We start from the raw sequence: 16,282 nt of genomic DNA on the forward strand, positions 1-16,282 counted from the left end.
GGAGCGTCGCCGGTGTCTGCGCCGGGGTCGCCTGCGGTCTCGGAGGCGTCATCAGGGGCGGTGCCGGATGCGGCGTCGGATGCGTCGTCGGAACCGGTTCCCGGAGCTCGATCGGTCACTGCACACTCCTTCCGGAGCGAGCCTAATGACCTTCGCGGGGAAACGGCCCGAGGTCGCGCCCCGCCGCACCCCGCCCAGTCGGCGCGGTCGGCGCGGTCGTCCCGGGCGGCACCGCGACGGCGGCGGTCACGTCCGCTTGCGGCCGAGCCAGCCGAGCAGCGCGCCGAGGCCGAACGCGCCCGCCGCCGTGCCCATGCCGGCGCCGCGGCGGACGGTGACGGCCGGGCGGACGATCGTCGCGGGCGGCGGCTCGATCACGCGGACCTGGTTCTCGCGCGCGCTCGCCGTCCAGGCGGTGACGAACAGCAGGAAGCGCGACACCAGGTTGGCGAACACGAGCAGACCGATGATGGGCCCGAACAGGGCGCCGCTGGGCGAGCTCGTGACGCCGGCGAGATAGACCGAGGCGACGTTCTTGAGCAGTTCGAAGCCGAGCGCGGCGAGCACGGCTCCCTTGACAGCACTGCGGGCGTTGACCCGCTCGCGCGGCAGCTGGGCGATCACCCACGTGAACACCAGCACGTTCGCGGCCAGCGACAGCACGATCGTCGCGGCGCGCAGCGCGTACTGGGCCCAGACGTAGTCGTCGAGGCCGACGAGCCCGAGCAGCCACGCCCCCGCCGCGCCGCCGACCGCCGTCAGACCGAACGAGACCACCATCGCCGCGCCCAGGCCGCCCAGGGCCAGCAGGTCCTTCAGTTTCGTGGACAGGAACGGTTTCTTCGGCGGCTGCTGCGCCCACTGGGCGGTGAGCGCGTCGCGGAGGTTACCCATCCAGCCGAGCCCGGAGTAGAGCGCACCGAGCAGACCGATCACACCGAGTCCGGCACGCGAGTCCTTGACCGATTCGACGATCTCGCTCAGGAATTCCCGCAGCCCCACCGGAGCCGACGAGACGATGCCCTGCCGGAGCTCGTCCATCAGTTCCTGATCGCCGGCCAGCACGAAGCCCGCGACCGAGAACCCGACCATGAGCAGCGGAAACAGCGACAGCACCGAGAAGTAGGTGATCGCGGCGGCGTAGTGGTTGCCGTGCCGCGCTGTGAAGGCGTCACCCGCTCTGACCAGGTGATCCAGCCACGGATACTTGCGCCGCATCCGCGGCAGGAACCCCTCTTTTTCCGCCTTCTGCTCTGTCACGCGCAGGAAGCTAACGGCGCGGCGCATACCGGTGCAAACCGACGCGCACGGGCGTCAACCTCCGCCGCCCGATCGTGACCGGGCCGTTCGTCCCTCGGAGGCATCCTCGGGTCGCCTCCGAGGGACGGTCGAGCAGCCCGCTTCCTACAGTGCGGGCGTCAGGGTGCGGCCGTAGGTGGTGCCGCGCTGCCTGGCCGGGCGGCCCGCCAGGTCGGCGAGGGCGCCCAGCTCGTCGGCGGTGCGCGACGAGCCGTGCTCCGAACCGGCCATCCGCGAGATGGTCTCCTCCATGAGCGTGCCGCCGATGTCGTTGGCGCCGCCCCGCAGGATCTGTGCCGTCCCCTCGTCGCCGAGCTTGACCCACGAGCACTGCACGTTGTCGATCAGCCCGTGCAGGGCCAGCCGCGCGACGGCGTGCACCGCCCGGTTGTCCCGCACCGTCGGCCCGGGACGGGCCACGCCCGCGAGGTAGATCGGCGCGTTGTGGTGCACGAACGGCAGCGCGACGAACTCGGTGAACCCACCGGTCTCCCGTGCGATCCCGCCGAGCACCCGCAGGTGGCCGAGCCAGTGTCCGGGGTGGTCGACGTGGCCGTACATCATCGTGCTCGACGACGGGAGGCCCACGCGGTGCGCGGTCGTCACGACGTCGATCCAGGTCTTCGCGGGCAGTTTGCCCTTGGTGAGCACCCAGCGGACGTCGTCGTCGAGGATCTCGGCGGCCGTACCGGGGATCGAGTCGAGTCCGGCGTCGCGCAGCTCGGTGAGCCATTCCTGGATGCTCACGCCCGCCTTCGAGGCGGCCGAGACGATCTCCATCGGCGAGAACGCGTGGACGTGCATGTCCGGCACGGCCTTCTTGATGGCGCGCACCACGTCGGCGTAGTAGCCGACCGGCAGTTTCGGATCGATGCCGCCCTGCATGCACACCTCGGTGGCACCCGCCTCGGACGCCTCCACGGCACGCGCGGCCACCTCGTCGGTGGACAGCCGGAAGGCGTCGGTGTCGCGCTCCCGCTGGGCGAACGCGCAGAACCGGCAGCCGACGTAGCAGACGTTCGAGAAGTTGATGTTGCGGTTGACGACGTAGGTGATGTCCCCGCCCACCACGTCGGCACGCAGGTCGTCGGCCAGCCGCGTCAGTGTCTCCAGTGCAGGGCCGTCGGCCGTGAGCAGCGCCATGGCGGCCTCGGCATTGGACTCGTCGAGCAGCGCGGCCGGGTTCTCCTCGGCGATCCGGAGCCCTTCGCGGGCCTCGGTGTCCAATCGCTCCGGTCCGTTGTGGACACTGCCGCGAAGGGCGTCCCAGTCACCGTAGACACTGTCGAAGTCGCCGCGCCGGTCGGACGTGCGGCCCTCGGTGTCGATGGTGGCGTTCAGGTCGGCGCGGCCGATGGTGTCGATGCCGCCGTCGGGTTCCTGCCACTCGCGGCCCGTGACGGTCGCGGACGCGTCGGCGAGACCGTCCGCTGCGGACAGCGCCCGGACGTGGGAGTGCAGCCGGATGTCGATCCACTTCTCGGCGTCGCGCACGTACTTCGGATACGCGGTCAGCCGTTCGCGCAGGTCGAATCCGGCGTCGGCGGTCCACCGGGCGAGTTCGTCGACGTGCGGCCACGGCGCCTCGGGGTTGACGTGGTCCGGCGTGACCGGCGAGACGCCGCCCCAGTCGTCGATCCCGGCGCGCAGGATCAGCCCGTGCTCGTCGCCGACGAGGTTCGGCGGCGCCTGCACGCTGACCCCCGGCGGCAGCAACAGTCGCGCGACGGCGACGGTGGCGGCGAGTTCGGCCAGATCCGCGTCGTCGTGAGCCCGCATCGCGGTGTCCGGTTTGGACCGGAAGTTCTGGACGATGATCTCCTGCACGTTCCGGTACTGCCGGGCACGTGTGCGGATCTCGTGCAGCGATTCGGCCCGCTCGGTGATCGTTTCGCCGATGCCCACGAGGATGCCCGTGGTGAACGGGACACCGACGCGGCCCGCGTCGTCGAGCACGCGCAGCCGCACGGCGGGTTCCTTGTCCGGGCTGCCGTAGTGCGGCCCGCCCTGCTCCGACCACAGTCGTTCGGCCGTGGTCTCGAGCATCATGCCCATACTCGGCGCAACGGGCTTGAGGCGCTGCAGCTCCTCCCAGCTCATGACACCGGGGTTCAGGTGCGGCAGCAGACCGGTCTCCTCGAGCACACTGATGGCACAGGACCGCACATAGTCCAAGGTGGATTCGTAGCCGCGTTCGTCGAGCCACTGCCGAGCCTGCGGCCACCGCTCCTCCGGCCGGTCGCCGAGCGTGAACAGCGCCTCCTTGCAGCCGGCGGCGGCACCGGCGCGCGCGATGTCGAGCACTTCCTCGCGTTCGAGATACAGCGATTCGGCCTTGCCCGGCACCGTGACGAACGTGCAGTAGTGGCACCGGTCCCGGCACAGATGGGTGAGCGGGATGAAGACCTTGCGGCTGTAGGTGACGACGCCGGTTCTGCCCTGATCGGCCAGGTGGGCTTCGCGGACGCGGCTCGCGATGTCCAGTAGCGCGTTCAAATCGTCGCCGCGGGCGTGCAGCAGGACGGCGGACTCGGTGACGTCGAGCGAGGAACCGTCGGCGGCCCGTTTCAGGGCGCGGCGCATGGCCGAGGACGACGGAGCGGGTTCGGGCGGGGCGAGCGGGATCTGGCGAGCCATGGCCCCGACAGTAAGGCGTCCGCTCACCGGAGTGCCACGAGCGAGGACTCACACCGGCGCCGACGGCGCACGCGGGGAGCGTGCCGGAGTCGGCGTCAGTCGACCGTGACGCTCGCCGTGGCGCCGTCCACCGAGGCACGCGGGCCGGGAGGGCGGACAGCGGCAGAGGCAGCAGGCGCAGCGGGAGCGGCGGCGGGGACGGCGTCCGGTGCGATGGTCGCAACCTCGGCGGCGTCCGGTGCCGGCCCTGCAGCTGCGGCGGGGTTCCGGTCGCCCCCGCAGGCGGCCGCTTCGCGAGCCTTCTTGCGCCGTTGGCGGACGACGCCGGCGACCATGCCGAGGACGCCGAACACGATCGCGGCCAGGCCGACCGGTCCGAGCACACCCAGCGTCATCGCGTTCGGTGTGGGCTGGGCCAGTGTTCCCGCGGCCGGGGCTGCCGCCGCGGGGGCGCTCGCGACGGTCGCCGCGCCGAGCGTGATCACGGTGGTCAGGGTGGTTGTGGTCAGGGCGGTTACAGCCACCGCCGACGCGCGCCGTGCGCGCGTCGGATGAGCCGGCTCCCGGTCAGAACTGCCCACCGCACGTCCTCCTGCATCACCCACACCGACCATCACCCCGAAAGGTGAGGTCGGCAAACGACGAGACTACTGACAGTGTCGTAAGCGTCCACCGGCGCCACGACGCGGGTGAGAGTAGCGACCCGCACAGACCAACGTATGCGCGGGGGCCGTAGCGGTTGAGTAAAATGCGCCCGGAACCGCCGAAGGTCGCCCACCGGCCGCCGTGTACACCGGCACCCGGCGCACCGGACTACACCATCCGGACGACCCCGCCCCGGCCCCGACTCCGACCCCGTCTCGGCCCCGGTCCCGGTCCCGGCCCCGGTCCCGGTCCCGGTCCCGGTCCCGCAGCACGATCCCGGACTCGGCAATCGCCTCCGGTCCGCGCCGCACCCGGCGGTTGACGACATCGGCACGGCCGGGATCAGGGAGTTCCGAGCAGCGCCGCAGCGGCTGCGCGCGCATCCCGGGCCGGGGCAGGGCCGCCGCTGATGCCGGCAGTCACGATGGCCCCTTCGGCGAGCAGGAAAACCGGTTCGACCACCGGCATCCCGGTGGCGTGGACCCACTCGGAGATCTGGTCGTGAAAAGCCTGCTTGTGTGATCGGACTTCGGCCAGCACCGCCTCGGACGACGGCCCGAGTTCGCCGTGAGCATTGATCCAGGCGCATCCGCGGAACCCGGGTTCGGCGAACCACTCGGCAAGCCAGTCGAAGATCGCGAGTACGCGCTCCCGGGGGTCGGCGACCGGCTCCACGTGGGCGGCCAGACTGTGTCGCCATCGCTGATCACGACGTCCCAGCACCGCCACCACGAGGTCCTCCTTCGTCGCGAAGAACCGGTAGATCCGCTTGAGCGGCAGCCCGGATGCTGCGCGGACCGCGTCCATGCCGACCGCCTGGATGCCCCGCTCGTAGAAGAGCCCCTCCGCCGTGTCGAGCAGAGCGTCGCGGTCCAGGCGGTTCTGTTCCTCGGTGATCGGTGCGGGCATCCCGGCTCCTTGGCATTGAGAACGTGCGTTCCCTATTGTAGACTCCACTGGTGGAGAACGAACGTTCTCACCATGGTGAGGACGACGTCAGGAGGATGGAATGCCGGAGGTTCGCCCGCCCTACCCGCCGTTCACGCAGGAGACGGCGCTGCAGAAGGTCCAGGCGGCCGAGGATGCCTGGAACACCCGCGATCCACAGCGGGTGGCACTGGCCTATACACCGGACTCGACATGGCGGAACCGGGACACGTTCGTCCGCGGCCGCGAGGAGATCGTCGCGTTCTTGACCCGGAAGTGGGAGCGCGAGCTGGACTACGCGCTGCGGAAGAGCCTGTGGGACTTCCGTGAGAACCGGATCGCCGTCCGGTTCCAGTACGAATGCCACGACGCGGAGGGCCGGTCGTGGCGCAGTTACGGCAACGAACTGTGGGAATTCGACGAGTACGGCCTCATGCGGCGCCGCGAGGCGAGCATCAACGACGTTGCCATCTCCGACGCCGATCGGCGCATCCGCGGCCCCCGGCCCAAGGACGAGTACGGTGTCGACATCCCGCTCCGGTAGCGCGCGAAACAGCGTCCCCGGGCCTGCGGGCTCGGGCCAGGGGCAGCTCGGGGCCGGCCGGCCCGGGCTCGGTGGACTCGGGCAACACGGCCGGCTGAGCCCACCGAGCCCGGGTAGCCGATGGGAAACACTGTGCTCCACACTCATGCGGCCTGCCGCCCGGTGGCCGCGTCCTCGGCCACCGGGCGGCATCACCCACGACGGGCGGCATCACGCCGCAATGGGGCACTATCACCCCACGATGATGCCGCGGTCGTACCTCGCGGCCGCTTCGAGGCGGCTGCGGGTGTAGAGCTTGATGCCGAAGCTGGCGCGCCCGGGGTCCGACACGTAGAAGTCACCGGCCGAATTGGTGCCCCGCGCGACGACGTAATGCCCGTAGCTCGGGGCACCGCCCAGCAGAACGCCGTGGTTCACGTTGAGGATCACCGGCTTCCCGTCCGCTGCGGCGGCGAGCGCGCTGGCGTAGTTCACCTTCCGTGCGTTCGTGTCGTACGCGCCGAGGCCGCGGATGAGGTGCTTGACGTCGGCACCCCACGTGTCGGCCGGGATCTGGCAGGCCTCGCGCATGTTCATCACGGCCTGCTTGTGCGAGCCCGACGGCGGCCGGCCCAGGGCGTACAGCGTGATGACCGCCGAGGTCGGACCGCAGTTCTCGTCGCTCATCGGGCCGGTGGCCATCTGGTTGATGACGATGAGGTCGCCCGAGCCGCCGGGGTCGGGGTCCGGGTCCGACCCCTTCTTGCGCTGAACGCCGAGCGCAGCCATCGTCTTTGCGCCCGCATAGCCGTCGACGGAGAGACCCTCCGAACTCTGGAACTTCTTCACCGCCGACTCGGTGACCGGGCCGTAATCACCATCCGCGCCCACACCGACGGCGGACTGCACGGCCTTCACGACCTTGGCAAGCTCACCCTGCGTAACCGGCCCCGCGTAACCGTCCTTCTCGAGGCCGCGGTCCGACTGGAAGTCCTTGACTGCACTGGTCGTCATCGGGCCGTTGTGGCCGTCGATCACGCCGCGGTAGTAGTAGAGCCCCTTGAGCGACCTCTGCGTGTCGGCCACGCTCGCACTCTTCTTGCGCTGGACGCCGAGCGCAGCCATCGTCTTTGCGCCCGCATAGCCGTCGACGGAGAGACCCTCCGAACTCTGGAACTTCTTCACCGCCGACTCGGTGACCGGGCCGTAATCACCATCCGCGCCCACACCGACGGCGGACTGCACGGCCTTCACGACCTTGGCAAGCTCACCCTGCGTAACCGGCCCCGCGTAACCGTCCTTCTCGAGGCCGCGGTCCGACTGGAAGTCCTTGACCGCACTGGTCGTCATCGGGCCGTTGTGGCCGTCGATCACGCCGCGGTAGTAGTAGAGCCCCTTGAGCGACCTCTGCGTGTCGGCCATCGTCCCGGCCTGCGCGGACGTCGGAATCAGGACGCTGGTGGCAGCGGCCATTCCGACGGCTGCACTTCCCCGGAGCATGGAACGGCGCGTGACGGGCCTGAGGTTCTTCACGGTGCTTCCTTCCATCGTCGTGCCATGAGGCGACGGCGACACCGAGCGGCGATGTCACCCGTGTGCCAGACGAGTGAAGCACCGGAAAGAACACGGACAGTACCGACGGAAGTCGTCGTAGCGTCAGTGACCTCCGTTCGTCGGGGAAGCGACACATCGACGCATCAGGGCATCCGGCGAGCGTTTCCGGCAGCGGCCCGTCCTCGGCTCAGCGAACCGGCGCCATCGCCAGGCACTGGACACACGGCATCCCCTGCGGGCTGTTGACGGTCTCGGCGTCACCGGGCCCGAACCGGGCGCCGCACACCGCACCGAGGTTGTCCGGCACGTCGGCCAGCGAAGCGGGAAGCACGACGAGGTGCACCGTTCGCCGGGACTCGCCGACCACGCCACGCCGGTAACGGACCATGACCGTCACCCGGTTCATGCCGACACCACCGCATCGGCCGGGAAGCAGACGGGACACGGGTCGACGTCGACGATGTCCGGTGAGTCCGTGTTGATCAACCGGCCGCACTCGGTCAGCGTCAACTCACCCGGTGGCCACAACAGACCTTCCCGTATCCGGTGCACGATTCCGAGACCGTCGCAATTCCCCATATAGCCACGCTAGGGAGACCGGCCCCAAGGAATCCAGTTTTACCCGTGATCTCGCATAAACTCTTCAGCCACAGAGCCGAGGATATTTCTTGCATCGTCTCCCGAAGCGGCGTGCTCCCGGAAGTGATCAAACAAGTTGAGGTGATATGCGACGTCTCGGGAGTCTCGCAGCGCTAGGGAACCCGAAAGGGTTTCAGTCGTGACCAGTCGGTCATCGTAGACCACAAACACGTTCAGGGGTGGAGAACTAATCTCCGCCGACAGTGGCAGTATCGCTAGGTCTACGTTCGGTCGTTTCGACACGGTCGCTAGGTGCCGTACCTGATCGACCATCACCGGTTCCGGTGCTAGTTTGATCCGCACAGCTTGCTCAGTCAGCACGAAATGAAACCGCTTGGTTTCATCATTCAGCGTTTCTTGAGCGTCCAGACGTGCCCGCACGGCACGGTCTACGTCGCGTGCCGGTCTACCTTCAATAGTCGGTGTCAGCGTCCGACGCGCGTACTCGGGCGTTTGCAAGAGACCTGACGGCATCACCGGGAGTAGATGCCGAACCACGGAAGATGATTCGGTTAGAGACTTAATCTCGGCCTGCCGTCGCCAGATACCGAGCCGTGCCGCTGATCGCACTGATACGTAATCAACGTTAGCGGTCCGAGTCAGCGCGAGAACGTCGCGCCTGACGTCATCGGGTACCGAATCGAGCCCCTGAAGAATCCGCTCTACGTCTGAAACCGTCGGCAGGGCCTTACCGGACTCAATCCGGCTGATCTTGGATTGAGACATAGAGATACGAGCGGCTAGCCTCTCTCCCGAGAGTCCAGCCGCTTTCCGTAGCTGCCTGAGCGTGTCCGCTAGGTCTTTACGGTCTCGCTTGTCGCTATCCGGTTCGAGCATCCCACTCGCTGAACGGCACGGCGTAAGCCAGTGCCGTATCTCGCCACTTCCGGTACATCGATAGATCCGGGTTTTCCCGCTGGTCTCGGTTGATCAATGAACCGTCCGGGTTGAAGTTCAGATCGACCACGGTTTCGTCATCGAACAACCAAAAGTCATGCGACGGTAGGTCAAGTTCGAGGTCCGTCACGTCGAGTATGCGGATATCCTCGCCTGCCTCGATGTTCCCAGGGATACCCCAGTCGAATTGATGCCGCTGGTACTCAGTCAGCGGCCGACGCACGACACGGACACGGCCGATACTCCGGCCGGATGCCACGATGCCACGCACCCGCTCGTGCCAGGCAGCGTTAAACCCCTCGGGGATCGACTCACCAGCAAGCCACCGGGCGAAGTCCGAATCTTCACGCGGTATGGCGTACGACGGTTGGCACTCGAACCGCCAGGCGGTCCGCTGGTAGGTCTCGAACCGTTCCCGGAATGCGTCACCGTCCAGGATCACCGCTGGGCCGCCTTGAGTGCGTCATACGCGGCTAGCACGACTTCCGGGGGCAGCTCGACGGCCGTTTCCCCATCGCCGAGTGACAAGCCGTCTGCGGCCGCTACAGGCGTTCCCTGGACTACGGCCGTACCCCGGTCGGAGACGTACACGGCCGGACAATCACCGTCGTGGCACCCGGATACCTTGCGTAGCTTCATGCTCACAGGATCGGTGACCGCCCGCACTGGGAGCAAGGTTTACCCGCGTTGTTGCATAAGGTCGGCGTCGAACGTCGCCGTCACCGGGGCGTGGTCGGACCAGCGCTGGTCGTACGACGGCGCCCGCTCGACCACCACCGACGTGCACGTCTCGGCCAAGCCGGGCGTCGCGGCGACGTAATCGATCCGCCACCCGGAATCGTTGTCGAAGGCCTTGCCGCGGTAGGACCACCAGGTGTACGGGCCCGGGCCGTCCGGGTCGAGCCTGCGCTGCACGTCGACGTAGCCCGCCTCGCCGAACACGCGGCTCATCCACTCGCGCTCACTCGGCAGGAAGCCCGAGTTCTTCTTGTTGCCCTTCCAGTTCTTCAGGTCGATCTCGGCGTGGGCGATGTTCCAGTCGCCCATCACGACGACCTCGCGCCCGTCGGCGGCCGCCTTCTCGCGCAGTTCGACGAGGTACGGCAGGAAGGCGTCGAGGAACCGCTCCTTCTCGTCCTGCCGCGGCGTGCCGACCTCACCGCTCGGCAGGTACAGACTCGCCACGACGACGCCGGGCAGCTCCATCTCGACGTACCGCCCGCTCGCCTCGAACTCGGCCTCGCCGAACCCGATGCGCGTGGCCTCCGGTTCGGACCGGCTGTAGAGCGTCGCGCCGTTGCGCCCCTTGACCTCGGACACGGCGTGGGCGGCGTGCCAGCCGTCGGGGTCGGCGAGCACTTTCGGGATGGCGTCGAGGTCGGCGCGCACCTCCTGGCAGGCCACGACGTCGGCCTGCGTCCGGCCGAACCACTCGGTGAAGCCCTTTTTCGCGGCTGCGCGGATGCCGTTGACGTTGACGGTGGAGACGGTGAACACGCGCCCCAGGTTAGCCGCCGGCCCCGACACCCCCGCGGCCGGAAACGGGCGGGAGGCGGAACGGCGGCGCCGCGAAGGGAACGTTTGGGGCGTTGAGCGCCCCGAAGGTGCCCTTGGGGGCACTGAAGCGGGTCAGCAGGAGGCGCCGTCGACGGGTTCGAGGAAGTCGTCGGCGGCCCATTCGCCGTCGGCGAGCTTGCGGAAGCCGTCACGCACCTCGCCGGTCGCATCCGTCTCGGCGTCCTGCTGCAGCGAGCCGACGACCGCGTCGCCGGTGGACGGCCCGGACCGCACGTTCAGCACGTCCGCCTCGACCGTCATGCTGCAGCCGCCGTCGCCGTTCGAACCCTCGGCTTCCGAACTCAGCTCACCCCCGGTCATCACGTACAGCCCGATCACGGCGATCAACGCGACGAGGATGAGCAACGTCCGCTTCGGAATCCCGAGTATCACGAGTGCTCCTTATCCGTTCCCGACATGCACTCGCCCGCAGGGTACGGCCCGGTTTCCCGGCCCGTAAGCCCCGGAAGGCCCAACCACTCGGCTCGGCGAACGGCCGACCACGCACAGCGACGGGCCCCGGCAGGAGATCGTCCTGCCGGGGCCCGTGGGAGCGAAACGGCCGTGATCAGCCCTGAGCCATCTTCTTCTGGAGGTTCTCGTCCAGCGTCGCCAGGAACTCCTCCGTGGTCTGGTACGGCGTGTCACCACCGACCAGCAGCGCGAGGTCCTTGGTCATCTTGCCGCTCTCGACGGACTCGATGACGACCTGCTCGAGCTTGTTGGCGAAGCCGATCAGCTCGGCGTTGCCGTCCAGCTGGCCGCGGTGCTCGAGGCCGCGGGTCCAGGCGAAGATCGACGCGATCGGGTTCGTCGACGTGGCCTTGCCCTGCTGGTGCTGACGGTAGTGCCGGGTCACCGTGCCGTGCGCGGCCTCGGCCTCGACGGTGCGGCCGTCCGGGCTGCGCAGCACCGACGTCATCAGGCCGAGCGAGCCGTAACCCTGCGCGACCGTGTCGGACTGCACGTCACCGTCGTAGTTCTTGCAGGCCCAGACGTAGCCGCCGTCCCACTTCAGCGACGCGGCGACCATGTCGTCGATCAGCCGGTGCTCGTAGGTCAGGCCCTTCGCCTCGAAGTCGGCCTTGAACTCCTTCTCGTAGATCTCCTCGAAGATGTCCTTGAACATCCCGTCGTAGGCCTTGAGGATCGTGTTCTTGGTCGACATGTAGACCGGGAACTCGCGGTCCAGGCCGTACTGCAGCGAGGCGCGCGCGAAGTCCTCGATGGACTTGCGGTAGTTGTACATACCCATCGCGACGCCGCCGCCCTCGGGGAAGTTCGCGACCTCGAACTCCATCGGCTCGGAACCGTCGGCGGGCGTGTAGGTCATCGTGACCGTGCCGGGGCCGGGAACCTTGAAGTCGGTGGCCTTGTACTGGTCGGCGTGGGCGTGACGGCCGACGATGACCGGCTTCGTCCAGCCCGGCACCAGACGCGGGATGTTCTGGATGACGATCGGCTCGCGGAAGATGACGCCGCCGAGGATGTTGCGGATGGTGCCGTTCGGGCTCCGCCACATCTTCTTCAGGCCGAATTCCTCGACGCGTGCCTCGTCCGGCGTGATCGTGGCGCACTTGACACCGACGCCGTGCTTGTTGATGGCGTTCGCCGCGTCGACCGTGATCTGGTCGTCGGTCCGGTCGCGCTCCTCGATTCCCAGGTCGTAGTACTCGAGGTTCACGTCGAGATACGGGTGGATCAGCTTGTCCTTGATGAACTGCCAGATGATGCGGGTCATCTCGTCGCCGTCGAGTTCGACGACGGTGCCCTCGACCTTGATCTTGGCCATGAGCTGGCGGCGCTCCTCTCGCTTTCGCGTCGCGGATCTCGCGTTCGTGTTCGCCTGATACCGCTGCGCATTAGCCGTTGCGTAGCGGTACAAGCGTACTGCTGAATGGACACCGGCCCGGCGCCCCCTGGTTACTGGCCAGTACTGATCCGGACCACAGCGACGCCGACAAATCGCAGCTCACCCCGAAATCTACGTGTTCCGGGGGTCCGGGGGCAGGCGTCACGGCTGCATCGATCACGTGGGATCGCCCACGCCCCACGGCGCCCGGCAACCGCCGGACTCGACCCGGGAGGACCGACGAGGCGACGCGACTGGGAATCGAGATCGAACCCGAGCCCACACCGTGACAGGAACTGGTCGACATCTGACGGGCCGCCGACGACATCGAGCGGTTCGAATCGGCGTGGAACCGGGACCACTCCTACCCGCTCTCCGGCGAGAAGACCGCACCCGGTGGTGTTCAACCTGCCGCACCACGTGCCCGCGGGGTATCTCGACCGGCTGGCCGAGGCCGCCGAACCACTGACCACCCGATCCTCCGGCCCCGCGTGATCGACTCGCCGAGCGGTCCAGCCGCTCCTACGCTGGGCTGCACCGGCAACCGCACCCAGCGGAGGTGAACGTCATGCAGGCAGTAGTCGGCGACCAGATCCGCGTGCACGGCCGGGTCGTGGGCGAGGCCGAACGGCTGGGCGAGATCGTCGAGGTCCGCGGCGACTCGGGTGGGCCGCCCTATCTGGTGCGCTTCACCGATGGCCACGAACGGCTCGTCTTCCCCGGCCCGGACAGCGAGGTCGAGGACACCCACCCGCGGCAGCAGTCGTAACCCCGGCAGTCGTAACCGGGCACGGCCGGACGACGACCGGCCCCACCCCGCGCGCAGGGCCGATCCTGCACCCACGGCCCTGCACCCGAGCGCGAAGCACCCCGGCCGAGACGGCCGGCGACAGAGCGGCCAGCGACGGAGCGGCGCGCGTTACCGCCGCACACCGTGGCGATCGTCACGGCGCACAGCCACGGCGCCGGGATGACATCCGGGCACCGGCGCGTTCACACTTGAGTACAGAGCAGTTATCCGCGACGGCCCGCGGTCGACTGTTCTTTTTTTGCGACGTCACTTGAACGATCCAGTAGCTCAGGTCTCCCGAACTGAGCGACCCGAACGCTCGAGTCCCGTCACCCCGCCCTCCCGGTCCCTCCCGCGCCCGCGCGTTCGAGGAACACCCCCGCCCGGCACGAGCCCGGCCGCGATCAGCGACGACCGCTCCGCCCCGGGCCCGGCCGACCCGATCCTGCTCCCCGAGAGGAGAACTGTGCCCGTCGCGCTCCTCGCGCTGGCCATCGGTGCCTTCGGCATCGGAACGACCGAATTCGTCATGATGGGCGTGCTGCCGCAGGCCGCCGCCGATTTCGGGGTCTCGATCCCCGCCGCAGGTCACCTGATCTCCGCCTACGCCCTGGGCGTGGTGGTGGGTGCTCCGCTGCTCACCGCCGCCGCCGTGCGACTGCCCCGCAAGACGATGCTCCTGGCGATGATGGGGCTGTTCGTCGCGGGAAACACCCTGTTCGTACTGTCCCCGAACCACGAGCTGGGTGTGCTGTTCCGGTTCGTCGCCGGGCTGCCGCACGGCGCGTTCTTCGGCGCGGGCGCCGTCGTGGCCGCGAGCCTCGTCGACCGCGGCGCCAAGGCCAAGGCGGTGTCGATGATGTTCCTGGGCCTGACGCTCGCGAACGTCGTCGGCGTGCCGCTGGGAACCCTGCTCGGCCAGCAGGTCGGCTGGCGCGCGACGTTCGCCGTCGTCGCGGTGATCGGCGTGGTCGCACTGGTGGCCGTGCTGCGCCTGGTGCCGCACCAGGGCGCGCCCGCGGGTGCCTCGCTACGCGGCGAGGTGGCGGCCTTCCGTAAACCGCAGGTGTGGCTGGCGCTGGCGATCGTCACGTTCGGCATGGGCGGCGGGTTCGCCTGCCTGAGCTACGTGACGCCGATGATGACCGACGTCGCCGGGTTCGACCCCGCGACCGTGACGCTGCTGCTGTCGCTGGCCGGTGTCGGCATGACACTGGGCAACGTCCTCGGCGGGCGCCTCGCCGACCGCAACCCGACGCCCGCACTGTGCGGCGCACTGGGCGGCCTGGCCGTGGTGCTGGCGATGTTCACCGTCACCGCAGGCAGCAAGATCGGCGCGACGATCACGATCTTCCTGGTCGGTGTCGCCTCGTTCATGGTCGGCCCGATCCTGCAGGCCCGCGTGATGGAGAAGGCGGGCGGCAGCCCGTCGCTGGTGTCGGCGGCGATCCAGTCGGCGTTCAACATCGCCAACTCGATCGGCGCGTACCTGGGCGGGCTCGTCATCGCGGGCGGCCTCGGCCTCGTGTCCCCGAACTGGGTCGGCGCCGCGCTCGCGACACTGGGACTGGGCCTGGCCGTCGTGGCCGCGCTCACCGAACGCCGGGAGCGGGCGGCCACCGTCGGCGCAGCACCCACCGAAGAAGCCGCACCCGCCGAGGAGCCCGCACTGGTGTGACCTCCCGCGGTACCGGCGTCCGTGCCGGCCTGCCGGGCACGCGGCACGCTCCGCGTGCCCGGCGGGTCAGCCGGGTCGGCGCGGGCCAGCCCCGGTCAGACGGCGGTCAGCCGAACGGTCCGCCCGTGATGGTCAGCGCGTCGAAGACGATGAACCCGCCCAGGCCGACGTAGCAGAGCACGTCGACCACCCGGCTGCGGATCGTGAGGAGTCCGGCCTGCGCGTCGGAGAGCACCACCCGCAGCACGGCGGCGACCAGCAAGGCTCCGCCGATCAGCGCGGTGCCCTGGCGCCAGTGGTACATGCCGATGCGCACCCCGCCCGCCACGACGAGCAGCAGCACGACCGCCAGCGGCACGTGCACGAGCCAGCCGCGGCGGCCGGCCCCGTCGCCGGTGCCGTGTTCGGGCCGGTCGGGCGCGGTCACGCCTCAGCCCGCCGCGCGCTCGGCGGCCTCGACGACGTTGGAGATGAGCATCGCGCGGGTCATCGGGCCCACGCCGCCGGGGTTGGGCGACAGGAATCCGGCGACCTCCTCGACGCCCGGTGCGACGTCGCCCGCGAGCTTGCCGTCGACCCGCGAGACGCCGACGTCGAGCACCGCGGCGCCCGGCTTGATCATCTCCGGCGTGATCAGGCCCGGCGACCCGGCGGCCGCGACGACGACGTCCGCACGCTCGACCTCGCTCGCCAGGTCGCGGGTGCCGGTGTGGCACAGCGTGACGGTGGCGTTCTCGCTGCGGCGCGTCAGCAGCAGGCCGATGGTGCGGCCCACGGTGATGCCGCGGCCCACCACGGTGACGTTGGCGCCCTTCAGCGGCACGTCGTAGCGGCGGAGCAGCTCGATGACACCGAGCGGCGTGCACGGCAGCGCACCCTGCTCACCCAGCACGAGCCGGCCGAGGCTGATCGGCGCGAGCCCGTCGGCGTCCTTCTCGGGCGGAATGCGCTCGAGGATCGCGTTCTCGTCGAGGTGCGCGGGCAGCGGCAGCTGGACGATGTAGCCGGTGCAGGCCGGGTCGGCGTTGAGCTCGTCGATGACCTGCTCGAGCTCGGCCTGCGTCGTACTACTCGGCAGGTCCCGGCGGATCGAGGTGACCCCGACCTTCGCACTGTCGGCGTGCTTGGCCTTCACGTACGAGTGCGAACCGGGGTCGTCGCCCACCAGCACCGTCCCGAGACCGGGCGTGATGCCCCGCTCGGCGAGCGCGGCGACCCGGGGGGTCAGCTCCGCGAAGATGGCGTCCTTGGTGGCCTTGCCGTCGAGAGTCGTCGCCGTCACGT

General features: G+C 69.1%; 17 protein-coding genes. 3 read left to right on the plus strand and 14 right to left on the minus strand.

All coding sequences use genetic code 11. The features are described 5' to 3' along the window. Positions 1-246: 246 nt before the first annotated feature. The 4 genes from yhjD to LY41_RS21965 form a co-directional block, all read right to left on the minus strand. Positions 247-1,218 carry an inner membrane protein YhjD gene (yhjD, locus tag LY41_RS21950; RefSeq protein ID WP_372493344.1) on the minus strand — a complete coding sequence of 324 codons (972 nt, stop codon included), beginning with the start codon at positions 1,216-1,218 and terminating at the stop codon, positions 247-249. Positions 1,219-1,404: 186 nt separating this feature from the next. Next, positions 1,405-3,936 carry a bifunctional FO biosynthesis protein CofGH gene (locus LY41_RS21955; protein WP_253866199.1) on the minus strand — a complete coding sequence of 844 codons (2,532 nt, stop codon included), beginning with the start codon at positions 3,934-3,936 and terminating at the stop codon, positions 1,405-1,407. Between the two features lie 95 nt (positions 3,937-4,031). Continuing rightward, positions 4,032-4,517: a hypothetical protein gene (locus LY41_RS21960; RefSeq protein WP_372493337.1), complete on the minus strand. Its 486-nt coding sequence runs from the start codon at positions 4,515-4,517 to the stop codon at positions 4,032-4,034. A 406-nt stretch (positions 4,518-4,923) separates the two neighbouring features. Then, positions 4,924-5,490 carry a TetR/AcrR family transcriptional regulator gene (locus LY41_RS21965; RefSeq protein ID WP_253866201.1) on the minus strand — a complete coding sequence of 189 codons (567 nt, stop codon included), beginning with the start codon at positions 5,488-5,490 and terminating at the stop codon, positions 4,924-4,926. 100 nt (positions 5,491-5,590) lie between these two features. Here LY41_RS21965 and LY41_RS21970 point away from each other — a divergent pair, with 100 nt between their 5' ends. Beyond that, on the plus strand, positions 5,591-6,052 hold the full coding sequence (locus LY41_RS21970; protein WP_253866203.1) for a nuclear transport factor 2 family protein: 462 nt from the start codon (positions 5,591-5,593) through the stop codon (positions 6,050-6,052). A gap of 231 nt (positions 6,053-6,283) precedes the next feature. On the opposite strand, the gene LY41_RS21975 is transcribed toward LY41_RS21970, so the two are convergent. From LY41_RS21975 to LY41_RS22010, 8 genes are all read right to left on the minus strand, one after another. Further along, positions 6,284-7,564, minus strand: a complete 1,281-nt coding sequence (locus tag LY41_RS21975) for a peptidoglycan-binding protein (protein ID WP_253866205.1) — start codon at positions 7,562-7,564, stop codon at positions 6,284-6,286. Positions 7,565-7,772: 208 nt separating this feature from the next. Then, positions 7,773-7,991 carry a hypothetical protein gene (locus LY41_RS21980; RefSeq protein ID WP_253866207.1) on the minus strand — a complete coding sequence of 73 codons (219 nt, stop codon included), beginning with the start codon at positions 7,989-7,991 and terminating at the stop codon, positions 7,773-7,775. Further along, the gene (locus tag LY41_RS21985) at positions 7,988-8,164 is read right to left on the minus strand and encodes a hypothetical protein (protein ID WP_253866209.1); all 177 of its coding nucleotides are present in this window, start codon (positions 8,162-8,164) and stop codon (positions 7,988-7,990) included. Before LY41_RS21985 ends, LY41_RS21980 begins: the two co-directional genes overlap by 4 nt. A 39-nt stretch (positions 8,165-8,203) precedes the next feature. Further along, positions 8,204-9,061: a helix-turn-helix domain-containing protein gene (locus LY41_RS21990; RefSeq protein WP_253866211.1), complete on the minus strand. Its 858-nt coding sequence runs from the start codon at positions 9,059-9,061 to the stop codon at positions 8,204-8,206. Then, the gene (locus tag LY41_RS21995; protein WP_253866212.1) at positions 9,045-9,563 is read right to left on the minus strand and encodes a DUF6879 family protein; all 519 of its coding nucleotides are present in this window, start codon (positions 9,561-9,563) and stop codon (positions 9,045-9,047) included. Before LY41_RS21995 ends, LY41_RS21990 begins: the two co-directional genes overlap by 17 nt. A gap of 236 nt (positions 9,564-9,799) precedes the next feature. Further along, complete coding sequence (locus tag LY41_RS22000; protein WP_253866213.1) at positions 9,800-10,618, minus strand: exodeoxyribonuclease III; 819 nt, start codon at positions 10,616-10,618, stop codon at positions 9,800-9,802. Between the two features lie 132 nt (positions 10,619-10,750). After that, positions 10,751-11,071: an SH3 domain-containing protein gene (locus tag LY41_RS22005; protein WP_308292293.1), complete on the minus strand. Its 321-nt coding sequence runs from the start codon at positions 11,069-11,071 to the stop codon at positions 10,751-10,753. Positions 11,072-11,246: 175 nt separating this feature from the next. Next, positions 11,247-12,470, minus strand: a complete 1,224-nt coding sequence (locus LY41_RS22010) for an NADP-dependent isocitrate dehydrogenase (protein WP_253866215.1) — start codon at positions 12,468-12,470, stop codon at positions 11,247-11,249. A 628-nt stretch (positions 12,471-13,098) separates the two neighbouring features. Here LY41_RS22010 and LY41_RS22015 point away from each other — a divergent pair. Both LY41_RS22015 and LY41_RS22020 read left to right on the plus strand, forming a co-directional pair. Continuing rightward, complete coding sequence (locus tag LY41_RS22015; protein ID WP_253866217.1) at positions 13,099-13,299, plus strand: DUF1918 domain-containing protein; 201 nt, start codon at positions 13,099-13,101, stop codon at positions 13,297-13,299. A 487-nt stretch (positions 13,300-13,786) separates the two neighbouring features. After that, positions 13,787-14,998, plus strand: coding sequence for an MFS transporter (locus LY41_RS22020; RefSeq protein ID WP_253866218.1), 1,212 nt, complete (start codon positions 13,787-13,789; stop codon positions 14,996-14,998). Positions 14,999-15,104: 106 nt separating this feature from the next. Here LY41_RS22020 and LY41_RS22025 read toward each other — a convergent pair whose 3' ends face one another. Both LY41_RS22025 and LY41_RS22030 read right to left on the minus strand, forming a co-directional pair. Next, positions 15,105-15,425, minus strand: a complete 321-nt coding sequence (locus LY41_RS22025) for a DUF3017 domain-containing protein (protein WP_372493338.1) — start codon at positions 15,423-15,425, stop codon at positions 15,105-15,107. Positions 15,426-15,428: 3 nt separating this feature from the next. Continuing rightward, on the minus strand, positions 15,429-16,280 hold the full coding sequence (locus tag LY41_RS22030; RefSeq protein WP_253866220.1) for a bifunctional methylenetetrahydrofolate dehydrogenase/methenyltetrahydrofolate cyclohydrolase: 852 nt from the start codon (positions 16,278-16,280) through the stop codon (positions 15,429-15,431). Positions 16,281-16,282: the final 2 nt, after the last annotated feature.

The organism is Prauserella halophila, from assembly GCF_024171895.1.
Taxonomy (GTDB): domain Bacteria; phylum Actinomycetota; class Actinomycetes; order Mycobacteriales; family Pseudonocardiaceae; genus Prauserella; species Prauserella halophila.